The sequence below is a fragment of the Methylomonas rapida genome (assembly GCF_024360925.2).
GTDB lineage: Bacteria > Pseudomonadota > Gammaproteobacteria > Methylococcales > Methylomonadaceae > Methylomonas > Methylomonas rapida.
The window spans coordinates 818,298-834,548 of record NZ_CP113517.1 but is presented as its reverse complement, the minus strand read 5'-3'; the positions used below and the strand labels follow the sequence as shown (position 1 = coordinate 834,548).

Genomic DNA, 16,251 nt, shown 5'->3' with positions numbered 1-16,251 from the left:
AATCATCATGTTTACAGAATCCCCTATCGAAACCAGCAGCCCCGACATGTCAAACAACGTCTCGTCCAACCGGCCAGCGCTCGGCGTATTGCAAGGCGCCATCGAGCGCGCGCAGAGTTCCTTGCTAGGCCTGCAGAATCCCGCCGGTTACTGGGTGTTCGAATTGGAAGCCGATTGCACCATTCCAGCCGAATACATCATGATGATGCATTACCTGGACGACATCGACGAAGAATTGCAACGCAAAATCGCAATCTACTTAAGAAGTCGCAAAAACCCGGATGGCAGCTACCCTTTGTTTACCGGCGGGCCCGGCGACATCAGTTGCAGCGTTAAAGTCTATTACGCATTGAAAATGGCCGGCGACTCGATTCATGCCCCCCATATGAAACAGCTGCGCGAGTGGATTCTGGCGCAAGGCGGCGCCGCGCGTGCCAACGTGTTCACTCGAATCGCGCTGGCGATGTTCGAACAATTGCCATGGCGAGGCGTACCGTACATTCCGGTGGAAATCATGCTGTTTCCATCCTGGTTCCCCTTCCATCTGGATAAGGTTTCCTATTGGTCGCGAACCGTCATGGTACCGTTGTTCATTTTGTGCACGCTGAAAGCCAAAGCCAAAAACCCGCACAACATCGACATCCTGGAATTGTTTGTCGTGCATCCGGACGAGGAAAAACACTACTTTCCGGAACGAACCTTTTTGAACAAGTGCTTCCTGGTACTGGACAAGCTCGGCCGGGTTACCGAACCCTTCATTCCCAAAAGCATGCGCCAGCGCGCCATCGACAAAGCCTTGGCCTGGTTCACGGAGCGTCTGAACGGCGAAGACGGTTTGGGCGCGATTTTTCCAGCCATGGTGAACGCTTACGAAGCCCTGCTGCTACTGGGCTTTCCAAAAGACCATCCCAACGTCGTCATCGCCCGGCAGGCGCTGGAGAAATTGCTGGTCATCAATGACAACGACGCCTACTGCCAGCCCTGCCTGTCGCCTGTTTGGGATACCGGCTTGGCCAGCCTGGCATTGCTGGAAGCCGACAAACAAGGCAATGCCAATAGCTTGGGCAAAGCCTATGATTGGTTGAAAAGCGTGCAGTTATCCGACGAACCCGGCGACTGGCGCGTCAGCAAGCCGGATCTGGCCGGCGGCGGCTGGGCGTTTCAATTTGCCAATCCCCATTACCCTGACGTCGACGACACTGCGGTGATTGCGTTTTCGATGGCGGAATCCAGCCAAAGCGGCCTGGACGAATCGATTCACCGCGCCACCCGCTGGATCGTCGGCATGCAGTCGCAAAACGGCGGCTATGGCGCTTTCGACGTCGACAACACTTATTACTACCTAAACGAAATTCCATTTGCCGATCATGGCGCCCTGCTCGACCCGCCCACCGTGGACGTCAGCGCCCGTTGCGCAATGTTGATGGCACGAGTCGCGAAGGATCATCCTGAGTACTTGCCCGCACTGGAACGCACCATAGACTACATCCGTAGCGAACAGGAAGCGGATGGCTCGTGGTTCGGCCGTTGGGGCACCAATTACATCTATGGTACCTGGTCGGTCCTGCTGGCCCTGGAGCAAACCCATCTACCCAAAACAGACCCGATGTACACCAAGGCGGCCGCCTGGTTGAAAAGTGTGCAGCGCGAGGACGGCGGCTGGGGCGAAGACAACCTGAGCTACCATGACGACCAGCAATATCGCGGCCGTTATCATTTCAGCACGGCCTTCCAGACAGCGTGGGCCGTATTGGGCTTGATCGCCGCCGGCGAAGTGCATAGTCCGGAAGTCAGCGCGGGCATCGATTACCTGTTGCGCACCCAGCAAGCCAATGGCCTGTGGAATGACCCTTGCTTTACCGCACCGGGCTTTCCACGCGTGTTTTATCTGAAGTATCACGGCTACGACAAATTCTTCCCGTTGTGGGCGCTGGCCAGATACCGTAACGAATTGGCGAAACAGTGAGCGATAACCTTAACGCTACCTTCAACAATGCCGACGCCATCGTCGGCATTGTCGTTGCGCTACCGGAAGAGCTAAGCACACTGACATCCAGCAAACTCCGGCAAGGCGAATGCCGCCGGTTTGGAAACAACTGGATTGCCTATGGCGGAGCCGGGCCGATCAATGCCGCCAAGGCTGCCCGCACTCTGCTAGAAAAGGGCGCGCAGCGCTTGATGAGCTGGGGTTGCGCGGCGGGACTGTCCGGCCAGTTAAAACCGGGCGATCTGCTGATACCAACCCGGATCATTGCTGCAGACCGCAATTACGCCGCCGACGGCAACTGGACGGCTGATACGATTCAGAGTTTGTCACCCATTTTGCCCGTGCACGAAGGCCACTTGTTCACCAGTGGCACCTTGATCAGCGACAGCCGTGAAAAACAACGCATCCACCAACAAAGCCAGGCAATGGCATTGGACATGGAAAGTACTGCAATCGCCGAAGTCGCATCCCAGGCCTTGTTACCGTTTTTGGCCATCCGCGTTATCGCCGATCCGGTCGAGATGAATTTGCCGCAAGCAGTTCAGCATGCCTTGAACGCCGATGGTCGAGCGGAACTGCCCAAGCTATTGCGCTATTTATTGCTCCATCCCGCGGAAATTTCTGGCTTGATCCGCCTTGGCCTGCATTTCCATGCTGCCCGGAAAACCTTGAAACTTGTCGCCCGGCAACTTTCGCTGCCGGAACCCCATAAAAACCAATAGCGAATTGAGCCGCTATGAAAAATCGCTCATTTTCAATCTCATTCATTACTGCCCGGTATTGACCGAGACAGTACGCATTCAAGAGGTATTACATGTCTTTTAGCATTGCCGAACTCTTTGCTCAGCACTTCGAAGAAAAATTCGACCTGCACGAGCATTATCTGAACAATCAAATGGTTCGCGTGCTGCGCACCATCGGCTACGACCGCAACTACAAAAAAGCCATCGGCCAATATCTGTATGACGAAGACGGTAATGAATACCTCGATCTATTGAGCGGTTTTGGTGTATTCGCGATCGGCCGCAATCATCCGACCGTCATCAGCGCGCTGCAAGAAACCCTGACCCTGGAACTGCCGAATCTGGTGCAGATGGACGTTTCCTTGCTCAGCGGCTTGCTGGCAAAAGAAATTCTGGCCACCTGCCCGGACAATCTGGAAAAAATGTTTTTCTGCAACTCCGGCACCGAAGCGGTGGAAGCGGCGATCAAATTTGCCCGCTATACCACCAAGCGTCCACGCATCGTTTACTGCGAGCATGCTTATCACGGCTTGACGATGGGCGCCTTGTCGCTGAATGGCGAAGAAATTTTCCGCGAAGGCTTCGGCCCATTGTTGCCACAATGCGGCGCGGTCCCCTTCAATGATCTGGGCGCGCTGGAAAAAGCCCTCAGCAACAAGGACGTCGCCGCCTTCATCGTCGAACCGATTCAAGGCAAAGGCGTCAACGTGCCTGACGACAACTACCTGCCAGAAGTCGAACGCTTGTGCAAAAAATACGGCACCTTGTTCGTTGCCGATGAAATTCAAACCGGCATAGGTCGCACCGGCAAGTTCTGGGCGATCGAGCACTGGGGCGTCAAACCCGACATGATCTTGATGGCCAAAGCGCTGTCCGGCGGTTTCGTGCCAGTCGGCGGCGTGGCGATGACGACCAAGATCATGGATACCGTCTTCAACCGCATGGATCGCGCAGTCGTTCACGGTTCGACCTTCTCGAAAAACAATATGGCCATGGCGGCGGGCTTGGCCAGTCTGCATGTGATTCACGAGGAAAAACTGGTCGAGAACAGCGCCAAGGTCGGTGAAGACATCATCGCCAGCATCAACGCGATGAGCAGCAAATACGAATTCCTGAAAGAAGCCAGAGGCAAGGGTTCGATGATCGCGATCGAATTCCACACCCCGAAGAGCTTGGGGCTTAAAGCCGCCTGGGCCATGCTGGAAGCCGCCAACAAAGGCCTCTTCTGCCAAATGATCACGATCCCACTGTTCAAGGAACATCGGGTACTTAGCCAGGTAGCCGGCCATGGCATGAACGTCGTCAAATTGTTGCCGCCGCTGAATCTGACGCAAAAAGACCGCGACTGGATCGTCGACGCGATGGAAACCACCATCGCCGACACCCACAACGTCACGGGCTCGATCTGGACACTGGGTAAAAACCTGGCCAGCCACGCCTTGAAAAGCAAAAAGTGAGAATCGTAATGCGCGTATTGAAACCCCTATTTCTGGCATTGACGTTAGTCATCAGCAACCTGGCTTTCGGCCATGCCGTGGTAACCCATAACTCGTTGAAACTGAAACCGGTACCGGTCAACCAGGCCAGCCAGGTCGAGTTGTCGTTCAACTCCAAGGTCGAACTGGACTTGTCGGAAGTGTTTCTGGTCAGCGCCGGCGACGTGATGACACCGATCAAAGCCATTCCCGGCGAAAAGCCTGGCCAGGTTTTACTGGAATTGCCCTCGTTGATTCCGGGCGAATATGCAATCAAATTGAAAATCTTCGCCGCGGACGGTCACTTGAGCGAAGACCTGCTGCGTTTTTTTGTCAAAGAAGCTAAATAAACTGTATGGAAGGCATAGCCAATTATCTTGACTCGCTGATCGGCGGCGTCGATCTGACGTTTTACTCCATCACCATTGGCGGCCTGATGTGGGGCCTGTTCGTACTGCGTCCCTGGGATGAAAACGCCAATTACAACAACGCCCTGCTGGAAAAAACCATCGGCCTGATTTATTTCGGCAGCAAAGCCTTGGTGATCACCCAGCTATCCAAAATCGGCCTGAAAATCTGGTTGATGGCGGTCACCCTGGGTAAATCGCCCTTTCCGGCATTTTTCCAGACCGTGCAGTTTCAAGCCGGATTGGCGCGCGCCGCCTTCGCGTTTGGTTTATTCCTGTTCATCAAGCACAGCCTTTACAACAACACACGCTCCAAGCAACATTGGCTGACGGCGATCGCCATCATCGCCCCGCTGGTCATGGCGGCTGCCTGGTTGGTACACGGCGCCAGCCGCCTGGAAGACCGCGGCTTATTGATGACGCTGACCGTCAGCCACCAGCTCGCCGCCGCAACCTGGGTAGGCGGCATCTTTCAGATCCTTGCGATCTGGCGCCTGAAAAAGCGCAACGCCATCAGTGTCGAGCTATGGCCTTTGTTGCTGAAACGCTTCTCCATCGTCGGTATCTGGGCGGTTGTCGGCCTGCTGATCACCGGCACGCCGCTGGCCTGGTATTACATCCGCACCTTCCAGGGCTTCATCGGCGCCGGTTACGGCAATCTACTGATGGTAAAGATCATGATGATGGGCTTGGCGCTCGGCTTTGCCTGGATGAATCGCCAAGCGGTCGAAGACTATTTCAGCAGCCGCAGCCTTTACGTATTGACCACACGCGTACCCTATTACATCGAAGCCGAAACCCTGATCCTGCTGACGATTCTGTTCACCGCCGCCAGCCTGGCTTCGCAGCCGCCTTCCGTCGATATTCCGCATCTGACCGCAACCTGGGAAGAAGTGTTGAACATGTTCCATCCGCGCATCCCGCGCTGGGAATCGCCAACTCATGAAGCGCTGATTGCAGGCGAAGCGGGCCGGGTCGCGATCGTCGGTCAAGTCCCTTCCGAAGCCGCCACGGCCTGGTCGGATTATAACCATAACATTTCCGGCATTTTCCTGACCGTGATGAGCTTCTTCGCGATGCTGTCCTACCGGGATCGCTTTCATCACTGGGCGCGCTACTGGCCAGTGGGTTTCATGGGGCTGGGCGTATTTTTGTTCTTCCGCAGCGACGCGGAAAGCTGGCCGCTGGGCCCTATCGGCTTCTGGGACAGCACCTTCAACAATGGTGAGATCCTGCAGCACCGTATCGCCACACTGCTGGTATTCGTACTCGGCTGGTTTGAAACCCGTGCGCGCGTCAAGGATGATCCCGGCATCTTGCCCTTCTTCTTTCCGTTACTGGCGGCCTTCGGCGGCATGATGTTGCTGGCACACTCCCATGTCGGCTTCGAAGCCAAAACCGCGTTCTTGATCCAGGTCGGCCATACTTTGATGGGCGTATTCTCGCTGATCCTGGCCTGCGGTCGCTGGCTGGAACTCAAGCTCGATTCTCCCGGCAAAAATATTGCCGGTTTTATTTCAGTGTTCGCCTTGTTTCAAATCGGCGTCATCCTGATGTTCTACCGTGAACCCTTGTACTGATTATGAAACTGACCACCGACTATCCCTTGCTTAAAAACATCCACACGCCGGCGGACATACGCGCACTGTCCAAGGACCAGCTCCAGCAACTGGCTGACGAGGTGCGCGGCTATCTGACCCACACGGTCAGCATTTCCGGCGGCCATTTTGCGGCCGGCCTCGGCACCGTGGAACTGACCGTGGCCTTGCATTATGTGTTCAATACCCCCGTCGATCAGTTGGTCTGGGACGTGGGCCATCAGGCCTATCCGCACAAGATTCTGACCGGGCGCAAGGAACGCATGCCAACCATTCGCACCCTGGGCGGGGTGTCTGCGTTTCCGGCGCGGGAGGAAAGCGAGTATGACGCGTTCGGCGTCGGCCATTCCAGCACCTCGATCAGCGCGGCCTTGGGCATGGCCATCGCCTCGCAGCTGCGAGGCGAAGACAAGAAGATGGTAGCCATCATCGGCGACGGTTCCATCACCGGCGGCATGGCCTATGAGGCGATGAATCATGCCGGCGATGTGAATGCCAACCTGCTGGTGATCTTGAACGACAACGATATGTCGATCTCGCCGCCAGTCGGGGCGATGAACAATTATCTGACCAAGGTGTTGTCGAGCAAGTTTTATTCGTCGGTGCGGGAAGAAAGCAAGAAAGCCCTGGCCAAGATGCCTTCGGTGTGGGAACTGGCGCGCAAGACCGAGGAACACGTGAAGGGCATGATCGTGCCCGGTACCTTGTTCGAGGAATTGGGTTTCAATTATTTCGGCCCGATCGACGGCCACGATGTCGAGATGCTGGTGTCGACCCTGGAAAATCTGAAGGATTTGACCGGGCCGGTATTCCTGCATGTGGTGACCAAGAAAGGCAAAGGCTATGCGCCGGCCGAGAAAGACCCGCTGGCCTACCATGGCGTACCGGCCTTCGATCCGACCAAGGATTATCTGCCCAAGGCGGCGCCGTCGCCGCATCCGACCTACACCGAAGTATTCGGCCGCTGGCTGTGCGACATGGCGGCACAAGACGAACGCTTGCTGGGCATCACGCCGGCCATGCGCGAAGGCTCGGGTCTGGTGGAATTCTCACAAAAGTTTCCGAAACGCTATTTCGACGTCGCGATTGCCGAACAGCATGCGGTGACCTTGGCCGCCGGCCAAGCCTGTCAGGGCGCCAAACCGGTGGTGGCGATTTATTCCACCTTCCTGCAACGCGGTTACGATCAATTGATCCACGACGTGGCCTTGCAGAACCTGGACGTACTGTTTGCACTGGACCGGGCCGGTCTGGTCGGCCCGGACGGCCCGACCCATGCCGGCGCCTTCGATTTCAGCTATCTGCGCTGCATTCCGAACATGCTGATCATGGCGCCGGCCGACGAGAACGAATGCCGGCAGATGTTGACCACGGGTTTTCAGCACCCTGGCCCCGCCTCGGTGCGCTATCCGCGCGGCAAGGGGCCTGGTGCCGCCATCGATCCAGGGTTGACCGCGTTGGAGATCGGCAAGGCAGAGATTCGCCATCACGGCAGCCGGATCGCGATTCTGGCCTGGGGCAGCATGGTCACGCCTGCCGTCGAAGCCGGCAAGCAGCTGGGCGCGACGGTGGTGAACATGCGTTTCGTCAAGCCGTTCGATGAAGCCTTGGTGCTGGAATTGGCCAGGACGCACGATGTGTTCGTCACCGTCGAGGAAAACGTCATCGCCGGCGGCGCCGGCAGTGCGATCAACACCTTCCTGCAGGCGCAGAAGGTGCTGATGCCGGTCTGCAACATCGGCCTGCCCGACCGCTTCGTCGAGCAAGGTAGCCGCGAGGAATTGCTCAGCTTGGTCGGACTCGACAGCAAGGGCATCCTCGCCACCATCGAACAGTTTTGTGCTTAAACTTGCCGATGCTGGAAATCATTCAACTTCCAGTCCTGAACGACAATTACATTTACCTGCTGCACGATGCCGATAGCGGGGAAACGGCGGCGGTCGACCCGGCCGTCGCCGAACCTGTGCGGGAGGTGTTGCAGTCCAAAGGGTGGCGTTTGAACTACATTTTCAATACGCATCACCACGGCGATCATGTCGGCGGCAATCTGCAACTGAAACAACAGACAGGATGCAAGGTCGTCGGCGCCAACAGCGATAAAGCCAGGATCTCTGGTCTGGACATCGGCGTTGAAGACGGCGATGAAATCCGCCTTGGCTCGCATGTCTTCAAGGTCATGGCCACGCCGGGCCATACTCTCGGTCATATCGTTTTTTATGGCGCAGACAGCCAGACGCTGTTTTGCGGCGACACCTTGTTTTCGTTGGGCTGCGGTCGTTTGTTCGAGGGTAGTGCCGAGCAGATGTGGCAATCACTGCAAAGACTGAAAGCACTTCCGGAATCCACTCGGATTTATTGCGCGCACGAATACACGCAAGCCAACGGTCGTTTTGCGCTAAGTGTGGAAGCCGACAATCCGGCCTTGCAACAACGGCTAGCGGAAGTTGCCGAACTCAGGCGTCAAAACCAGTCTACCCTGCCCTCGACCCTGGCACAGGAACTGGCGACCAATCCCTTTCTACGCGAGCACTCCACCAGCATTCGTCAAGCCGTCAACGGCGAAAACGATAGTCCTGCGGAAATATTCGCCAAAGTGCGGCGCCTGAAGGATCAGTTTTAGTCAATCTCAGTTCGGGATTAAAGAATCCCTATTACAGCGGTTTAAGACAGTATCAGGCAGCTCTGGAAGAGTACGCGGCATGGATGCCGGGCCCAAGCCTACAGGACGTATTCACGGCGTCTTCTGGAAGAGATGCCTGACACTGGCTAGTTTATTAACCCGAACTCAGGTTAATCCGTTCTCTCAGCGTTTAAATGCCTTGATGATGACGAATTTGGCATTGCCGGCGACGGTTTCCCAGTTGCCGAACAGCTTTTTTAGACTCAAGTGATAATTCAAATGCCGGTTGCCGATGATGCGCAATTCTCCGCCTTTGCGTAACACTTGATGGGCTTGCTGAAACATCTGCCACGCGATATGGTCCCCGATGGCATATTGCTGATGAAACGGCGGGTTACAAACGATGCAATCGGCACTGTCAGGCTCAAAACCGCTCAAACAGTCGGCGACGTTGAATTCTGCTTTATGCTGGCCGGCAAAGGCTGCCTCGAAATTTTCTCGCGCCGATGCGACCGCCATGAACGACTCATCGACGAAACGGATATTGGCGTCGGGAAACTGCTTGGCCAGCATCAAGCCAACCACGCCGTTGCCGCAGCCCAGATCGATGAAATCCCGATAACGGCTGTCTTGCGGCAAATGCTGCAACAAAAACCGGGTACCAATGTCCAGGCTGTCACGGGAAAACACATTGGCGTGATTGCAGATTTGCCAATCGCTGTTTTCCAGCTGATAACGCACCGGATACGGATTAGGCGGCAACACCCAATTTTGCTCCAGTTGAGCGAATATCAAACGAGCCTTTTTGATGGCCTGCGACGGCCGGGTCGGGCCGATCAAGCGTTCGAGTGTTTTCCAGACCGTTGCCGGTAAATTCTTGACCATGCCGGCGGCAATAATATTGGCATCAGGCTTTAGCAAAGGCCGTAGGGTATGCAGTTGATACTCCAGTAAAGCCAAGGTCTTGGGCACCTTGACCAACAAATAATCGATGCCGGCTTCAGGCAAGCTCAGGCTATCCAATAACCCTACGCGATTCGGCTCCAGCCTGTTCGCCCGCATATTGGCCAGCGTCGCTTGTTGGGATAAAAAAGAGTCCGATTGCGCGACGGGACGATAAGCATGGAGCGCCACGGCAAGCGCGCCAAAGCTATCGTTCAATATCACAATGCTGGCATCGTGTGCTGGTGTATCTTCATGGGCCAGATAATGCAGCAAATATTCGTCGGCCGCATCCCAGGCTTGCAATGACTCATGTTTTCGCTCGGGTAAGCGCTTGAGCCGAAAACGACCTTGTGGAACTTCAAAAATACCTTGCATGGGCGATTCGAGTGGAAAAACCTTTGTAAACACTGGATGGGACGAAATCAGAAGCTCAAGCGACAATTTGCCACGCGGCGAAATGCCACATTTGCAGAGGAGTCCGCTTGCTATAGACTCTAGTCAACTCTTGTATGCAGAGTTACTTCCCTCTCGTGGCGGCCGGGTTGCGTTTTTAACCTGGCCGTTTTTTTGCCTGCATAACCGCCATCAATCATTTATCGCAAACAAGCGGTAAAAATTGTTGCGGGACAATGTTGCGATTTCTTCGACGCTGCTATCACGCAATTCGGCGATATGCTCGGCAACATGGCGCACATAGGTCGGGTAATTGGGTTTACCGCGATGCGGCGACGGCGCCAGATAAGGCGAATCGGTTTCGATCAAAAAGCGATCGGCCGGCACCCGTCGCGCCACGTCCTTGATCGCTTGCGCATTTTTGAAGGTCACGATGCCGGAAAAAGAAATATAAAATCCAAGTTCCAGCGCTTTTTCGGCATAGGCCCAATCCTCGGTAAAGCAATGAATGATCCCGCCTACCTGTTCCGCGCCCTGTGCGCGCAGTACATCCAGCGAATCGTGCCCGGCTTCGCGAGTATGAATGATCAATGGCTTTTTTAGAGATTTGGCCACTTCGATGTGATTGATGAAACGGCGATGCTGCCAATCCAAATCACCTTTGCCATGAAAATAATCCAGCCCGGTTTCGCCGATCGCGATCACTTTGTCATCATTAGCCAGGTGCATCAGCTCGTCTATGGTGGGTTCGCGACCTTCGGTGACATTCGGATGCACGCCCACCGACAAGGAAATATCCGGGTAGGGTTCCACCAAAGCCCGCATTTCAGGGTATGACTCCAAGTCAATGGCGATACAGAGCATGTGGCGAATCTGCTGATTTCTGGCATCTTCGACGAAGGCATTGAAGTCGTTGGCGTAGGGGCTTAGATCGATACGATCCAAATGGCAATGGGAATCTATGAACATCGGAAATACAAGTTTGTAGACGAACGGACGCAGACGCCCGCGATGGCATTACATGGTGTGAGTCGAGCGATCCGATTCCAAAGCACCGGCCAGATAGGTTTCGATTTTATTCCGCGCCATGCCACCATCCTGGTCGCTGAACTGGACGCAGATGCCCGGCGCCCGGTAACCTTCGGCGCCAATCGGCGTTTTCCAGATGATTTTGCCGGCAATAGGCAAGCGTTCGGTTTCTTCCATCAAATTCAACAACATGAATACTTCCTCGCCCATCTGGTATTCGCGTTTGGTAGGAATGAACAAGCCTCCATTTTTAATGAACGGCATGTAGGCAGCATAAAGCGCGTTTTTGTCTTTGATCGATAAGGACAAGATACCTTGCCTGGGTGCTGTTTCTGCCATGCTGTTATCGAGTATTCAGTTGCGACCAGTTGATTAAAAGCTGTTCGAGCATCAGTTGCTTATTGATTGGCGTGTTTAACAGGGAATGAGCCTTTAGTATGTCATCATGGAATCGATAAAGGCCTTTCAATTCTAGCTTTTCAGCCAAGGCTTGCAAGGATTTTTTCATGTCCGGATTATGCAGCTGCGCCACCTCTGCCCGGTGCGCGGCTTTAATGATATCCACCACCCAATTCAGCATCCAGCGCAGGAGTGTGGCCAAATCGAGGTTCTCGGCTTTTTGCCACTGTTCGGCCAACTGGACCAGGTTTGCCTTGCCGTCGGCAATTTGCAGCCAGCTTTCGAAATACGCCTGCCTTACCGCATGCAAATTCCGGTCGGCAAAATCCTTCGCCACCAATGGCGCACCCTGAGCAAGGTTCAATACCAGATCAATATCCCCGATGACGCCTTCCTTTTGTAACCACTGCTTGGCAATCGCCCTATCTGGCGGCCGACAATGAATGGTCTGACAGCGACTGCGAATCGTGGCGGGTAGTCTGGATGGTTTATCTGTCAGCAATATCAAGCAGGTGCGCTCCGTAGGTTCTTCCAGACACTTCAAGAACGCATTTGCCGACGCGGTGTTCAATTGATCGGCTGGAGCAATGATCACGACCCGAAACGTTTCATATTGCGGTTTCAGAGCCAGTGTAACGATGAGCTGCCTGATCTTGTCGATGCCGATAGCCTTGCCGGGTTCGTCGGGCTCCACCTGCACAAAATCGGTATGGGTCTTGCCCGCTAATAGCTTGCAGCTTTGACATTGGCCGCAAGCAGAATGATCCGCCAACGGCGCATGGCACATCAGACGCTGCGCAAAAACTTCAGCCAAATGCCGTTTACCCAGGCCGTTGGCCCCTGTAATCAGCAAAGCCTGCGGGATACGCTGTTGCTGAACATAATCTAGCAAATGCTGCCATAGCGCTTGCTGCCAGGGATAAATGGCTGCGTCAGTAACCATCTGCACACAGGGCATCGATAGCCTGCTTAATCCGCAATTGCACTTCCGACAAAGGCAAACTGGCATCGATGATACGGTAGCGTTCGGGCATTTGCTGCGCACGCTGTAGAAAGGCTTGCCGCACCCGCTCGAAGAAATGGTATTGCTCACTTTCGAAACGATCGAGGTCGCCACGATGTTTGGCTCTGCGCATGCCTATTTCTATCGGCGTGTCCAGCAACAGCGTCAAATCCGGCTGCAAATCCCCCTGTACCGTCTGTTCCAACCAGCCGATAGCATGCATATCCATGCCGCGCCCGCCGCCTTGGTAAGCGAAGGTTGAGTCGGTAAACCTGTCGCACAACACCCATTGACCTCGTTGCAGAGCCGGCAAGATCACGTGCCGGATATGCTGGGAACGCGCCGCAAACATCAATAACAACTCGGCTTCCGGCGTAAGGCATTCTGCGTGTTTTTCTAGCAAAAGCCGACGGATTTTCTCGGCCAGCTCGGTACCGCCAGGCTCGCGGGTGACGACGACGTCAATCTGACGTTCCTGTAATAGCGTCTGGAGATAGCGTAAATTCGTGGATTTACCGCTACCCTCGCCACCTTCCAGCGTAATGAATCGACCAACCCTCATCGTTGATAAAGCGCGACGTATTTTTCATGCGTACTGTAGTCCGCTGAAAACGCATGACGCCCGTTGCCTCGCGCCACAAAAAACAACTCATTGCCGTCGGCGGGATGCAAGGCGGCATGGATGGCGGCCTTGCCCGGCATCGCGATCGGGGTCGGCGGCAAACCCTTGTTGACGTAGGTATTGTAAGGCGTGGGTTCGCGCAAATCGCGACGACGAATATCACCGCGATAGTCATCCCCCATGCCGTAGATGACGGTTGGGTCGGTTTGCAGCAACATGTCCATTTTCAGTCTGCGACTGAAAACGCCAGCGATTTTTTTCCGCTCTTCCGCCGCAGCGGTTTCTTTTTCGATGATGGATGCCAGGATCAAGGCATCATATGGATTTTCCAGCGGAATGTCCTTGTCGCGTTTTTGCCATTCCTCCGCCAGCAGGTTTTGCATTTTCTCGTGGGCCCGTTTCAATAGCTCGACATCGGTGCTGTTTTTTTCGAAATAATAGGTATCCGGAAAAAACTGCCCTTCCGGATGCAATTCGTCGGAACCGATTTTTTGCATTACGCCGGCCAGTTCCTCGTCTTCCAGAGTATGCTGCAAATTGGGATTATTCTCGATGGCTTGAAATATTTGTTTGAAGCTCCAGCCTTCCACAAAGGTGATCGCATATTGACGGGTTTTGCCTTGCTTCAACACCTCCAGGATATCCGCGGCGGTAGCGCCTTTTGTCAACACATACTCACCCACTTTCAACATCCTGTCCAGATGCGTACGGTAAGCATGAAATTTGAACCAAAGCGTATTGATCGCAATGTTTTGTGCGCGTAATTGCCTTATGACGCTATCCAGCGTATCGCCTTTTTTGATTTCCAGGGTGGTGGAACTCTGCACCACCGGTTTTTTTTGCAAGATATGATGATGCATCCCCCCCCAGATTAACAACAGGCCCAACACCATCAGGGAAGTAAATGCGACTATACTTCTGATCATAATTTCGTATCCGCTTCTCGTGCCTGCGCATACCCTTGCTGGATAGTGCGGGTTATCCTGCCCACGCCAAAGCACTGTCGATCGATTCGTCTTATCGGCCACACGCCTATCACCGAATTGGTGACAAAAACTTCGTCGGCCGCTAACACGCTTTGCTTATCAAATTGTTGCTCACATACAACAATATTGTTGCACAAAGCGAAGTCTATCACAATTTCTCGCACAATCCCCGTGATGCCGCAATTAACCAGCAACGGTGTATGCAAAACTCCGTTTTTAACGAAGAATAAATTGCTCATCGTGCCTTCGACGACATGCTCATCGTAGTCGAGCATCAAGCCTTCTTGAACGTCATCGCTGCGCCATTCCGCCCTGGCCAGAACCTGCTCCAAGCGATTCAGATGCTTGATGCCGGCAAGTACAGGATTGATAGCCAAACGTTGCTCGCAAAAGCGCGCCACGATACCGTCACGTTGGAAGCAATCAGGATATTGGGGAAAGGGATGCAAGCCCAGCAAACGAGTCGGCACTATACTGTCCGGCTGCCGATAACCTCGCCCGCCGGAACCTCGAGTGACGATGATCTTCAGCACCGCTCGCTCGACGCCAACACAAAGCTGCGCCGCCTCATCCTCGAGCAATGTCAGTTCTGGCAAAGGAATCAGCAGCCTCTCGCAGCCTTTTTGCAGCCGCTTGAGATGTCGCGGCAAAAATAGCGGTTTACTCTGGAACACTTCGATGGTTTCGAACAAACCATCGCCGTATTGGAAGCCTCTATCAGAGACATCGACACAGTGTCTGCGTTCGCCATTCAGTAAGAACATCGGCAGACACTGTTTGAAAAAGGGATTTATTCGTAACGCTTGAACACCAAGGTACCGTTGGTCCCGCCAAATCCAAAGGAATTGGACATCGCCACATTGATTTTCATCTCCCGCGCGATGTTGGGTACGTAATCCAGATCGCATTCCGGATCTTGGTTTTCCAGATTGATCGTCGGCGGAGCGATTTGGTTTTGTATGGCCAAGGCCGTCAGCACGGCTTCGATACCCCCTGCCGCGCCCAGCAAGTGACCTATCATCGACTTGGTCGAACTGACCGCCACTTTATAGGCGTGATCGCCCAACGCGGCTTTCATCGCATGGGTTTCGCCAATATCGCCGGCTGGTGTCGAGGTACCATGCGCATTGATGTAATCGACCGCGCTGGCGTCCAACTTGGCATCTCGCAAGGCATTGCGCATACAACGCGCCGCGCCCTCGCCGCCTACAGAGGGCGAGGTGATGTGATAAGCATCGCCACTCATGCCATAGCCGACCAATTCCGCATAGATTTTGGCGCCACGCGCCTTGGCATGCTCCAACTCCTCCAGCACCACCACGCCCGCACCATCGCTCAGCACGAAGCCGTCGCGATCTCTATCCCACGGGCGGCTAGCGCGTTGCGGATCGTCGTTACGACGTGACAAAGCCTTAGCCGACGCAAAACCGCCCATGGCCGTCGGCGAAGTCGTGCAGCGCTCGGCACCACCGGCGATCATCACATCGGCATCGCCGTATTTGATCAATCTTGCGGCATCACCGATATTGTGGGTACCGGTCGAGCACGCCGTAACAATCGCGAAATTCGGCCCTTTCAAACCGTATTTGATCGAAAGGTTGCCGGAAATCATGTTGATGATATTGCCGGGCACGAAAAACGGTGAAATCTTGCGCGGGCCACCCGCCACATAAGTGGCATAGCATTCTTCGATACCCGTGATGCCGCCAATACCGGCACCGACCGCCACACCGATGCGTTCGGCGTTTGCTTCGGTCACTTCGATACCGGAGTCTTCGAAAGCCTGACAACCCGCCGCGATACCGTAATGCACGAAACCATCCATGCGCTTGGCATCTTTCTCGGGGATATAATCCCCTATGTTCAAATTCTTGATCACACCGCCAAAGGTGGTTGCGAAACTAGATATATCAAACGACTCTATGGGGCCTATGCCGCTTCTACCGTTGATAATCCCATCCCAGGTATCGGCAACATTATTCGCTAAAGGCGTAACAGCGCCTAAGCCAGTTATAACAACTCGACGTGTGCTCACAGTAAACTA

15 protein-coding genes are annotated in these 16,251 nt (G+C 54.5%); 7 read left to right on the top strand and 8 right to left on the bottom strand.

Features of this window, described 5'->3' with window-relative positions; genetic code table 11:
• Positions 1–7 precede the first annotated feature (7 nt).
• The 7 genes from shc (at position 8) to gloB (ending at position 8,830) form a co-directional block, all read left to right on the top strand.
• Positions 8–1,966, top strand: a complete 1,959-nt coding sequence (gene shc, locus NM686_RS04035) for a squalene--hopene cyclase (RefSeq protein WP_255186600.1) — start codon at positions 8–10, stop codon at positions 1,964–1,966.
• Positions 1,963–2,709 (top strand): phosphorylase family protein, encoded by a 747-nt coding sequence (locus NM686_RS04030; RefSeq protein WP_255186599.1) that lies wholly within the window; start codon positions 1,963–1,965, stop codon positions 2,707–2,709. Before shc ends, NM686_RS04030 begins: the two co-directional genes overlap by 4 nt.
• Before the next feature lie 92 nt (positions 2,710–2,801).
• Positions 2,802–4,187, top strand: coding sequence for an aspartate aminotransferase family protein (locus NM686_RS04025; protein WP_255186598.1), 1,386 nt, complete (start codon positions 2,802–2,804; stop codon positions 4,185–4,187).
• An 8-nt stretch (positions 4,188–4,195) separates the two neighbouring features.
• Positions 4,196–4,555 (top strand): copper resistance CopC family protein, encoded by a 360-nt coding sequence (locus NM686_RS04020; protein ID WP_255186597.1) that lies wholly within the window; start codon positions 4,196–4,198, stop codon positions 4,553–4,555.
• Between the two features lie 5 nt (positions 4,556–4,560).
• On the top strand, positions 4,561–6,192 hold the full coding sequence (locus NM686_RS04015) for a copper resistance D family protein (RefSeq protein WP_255186596.1): 1,632 nt from the start codon (positions 4,561–4,563) through the stop codon (positions 6,190–6,192).
• A 2-nt stretch (positions 6,193–6,194) separates the two neighbouring features.
• Complete coding sequence (gene dxs, locus NM686_RS04010; protein ID WP_255186595.1) at positions 6,195–8,057, top strand: 1-deoxy-D-xylulose-5-phosphate synthase; 1,863 nt, start codon at positions 6,195–6,197, stop codon at positions 8,055–8,057.
• Between the two features lie 8 nt (positions 8,058–8,065).
• Complete coding sequence (gene gloB, locus NM686_RS04005) at positions 8,066–8,830, top strand: hydroxyacylglutathione hydrolase (RefSeq protein WP_255186594.1); 765 nt, start codon at positions 8,066–8,068, stop codon at positions 8,828–8,830.
• A 183-nt stretch (positions 8,831–9,013) separates the two neighbouring features.
• On the opposite strand, the gene NM686_RS04000 is transcribed toward gloB, so the two are convergent.
• The 8 genes from NM686_RS04000 to fabF all read right to left on the bottom strand — a co-directional run bounded on the left by NM686_RS04000 (position 9,014) and on the right by fabF (position 16,242).
• On the bottom strand, positions 9,014–10,150 hold the full coding sequence (locus NM686_RS04000) for a methyltransferase (protein WP_255186593.1): 1,137 nt from the start codon (positions 10,148–10,150) through the stop codon (positions 9,014–9,016).
• A 210-nt stretch (positions 10,151–10,360) separates the two neighbouring features.
• Positions 10,361–11,137 carry a TatD family hydrolase gene (locus tag NM686_RS03995; RefSeq protein ID WP_255186592.1) on the bottom strand — a complete coding sequence of 259 codons (777 nt, stop codon included), beginning with the start codon at positions 11,135–11,137 and terminating at the stop codon, positions 10,361–10,363.
• 48 nt (positions 11,138–11,185) lie between these two features.
• Positions 11,186–11,536 (bottom strand): PilZ domain-containing protein, encoded by a 351-nt coding sequence (locus NM686_RS03990; RefSeq protein WP_255186591.1) that lies wholly within the window; start codon positions 11,534–11,536, stop codon positions 11,186–11,188.
• Positions 11,537–11,540: 4 nt separating this feature from the next.
• A complete protein-coding gene (locus NM686_RS03985; protein ID WP_255186590.1) occupies positions 11,541–12,539 on the bottom strand; it encodes a DNA polymerase III subunit delta' in 999 nt (332 codons plus the stop codon).
• Positions 12,529–13,161 carry a dTMP kinase gene (gene tmk, locus NM686_RS03980; RefSeq protein ID WP_255186589.1) on the bottom strand — a complete coding sequence of 211 codons (633 nt, stop codon included), beginning with the start codon at positions 13,159–13,161 and terminating at the stop codon, positions 12,529–12,531. The genes NM686_RS03985 and tmk overlap by 11 nt, the downstream gene beginning before the upstream one ends.
• Positions 13,158–14,147, bottom strand: a complete 990-nt coding sequence (gene mltG / locus NM686_RS03975) for an endolytic transglycosylase MltG (protein WP_255186588.1) — start codon at positions 14,145–14,147, stop codon at positions 13,158–13,160. The genes tmk and mltG overlap by 4 nt, the downstream gene beginning before the upstream one ends.
• The gene (gene pabC, locus NM686_RS03970; RefSeq protein WP_255186587.1) at positions 14,144–14,971 is read right to left on the bottom strand and encodes an aminodeoxychorismate lyase; all 828 of its coding nucleotides are present in this window, start codon (positions 14,969–14,971) and stop codon (positions 14,144–14,146) included. The genes mltG and pabC overlap by 4 nt, the downstream gene beginning before the upstream one ends.
• A 26-nt stretch (positions 14,972–14,997) precedes the next feature.
• Positions 14,998–16,242, bottom strand: a complete 1,245-nt coding sequence (fabF, locus tag NM686_RS03965) for a beta-ketoacyl-ACP synthase II (RefSeq protein WP_255186586.1) — start codon at positions 16,240–16,242, stop codon at positions 14,998–15,000.
• Positions 16,243–16,251: the final 9 nt, after the last annotated feature.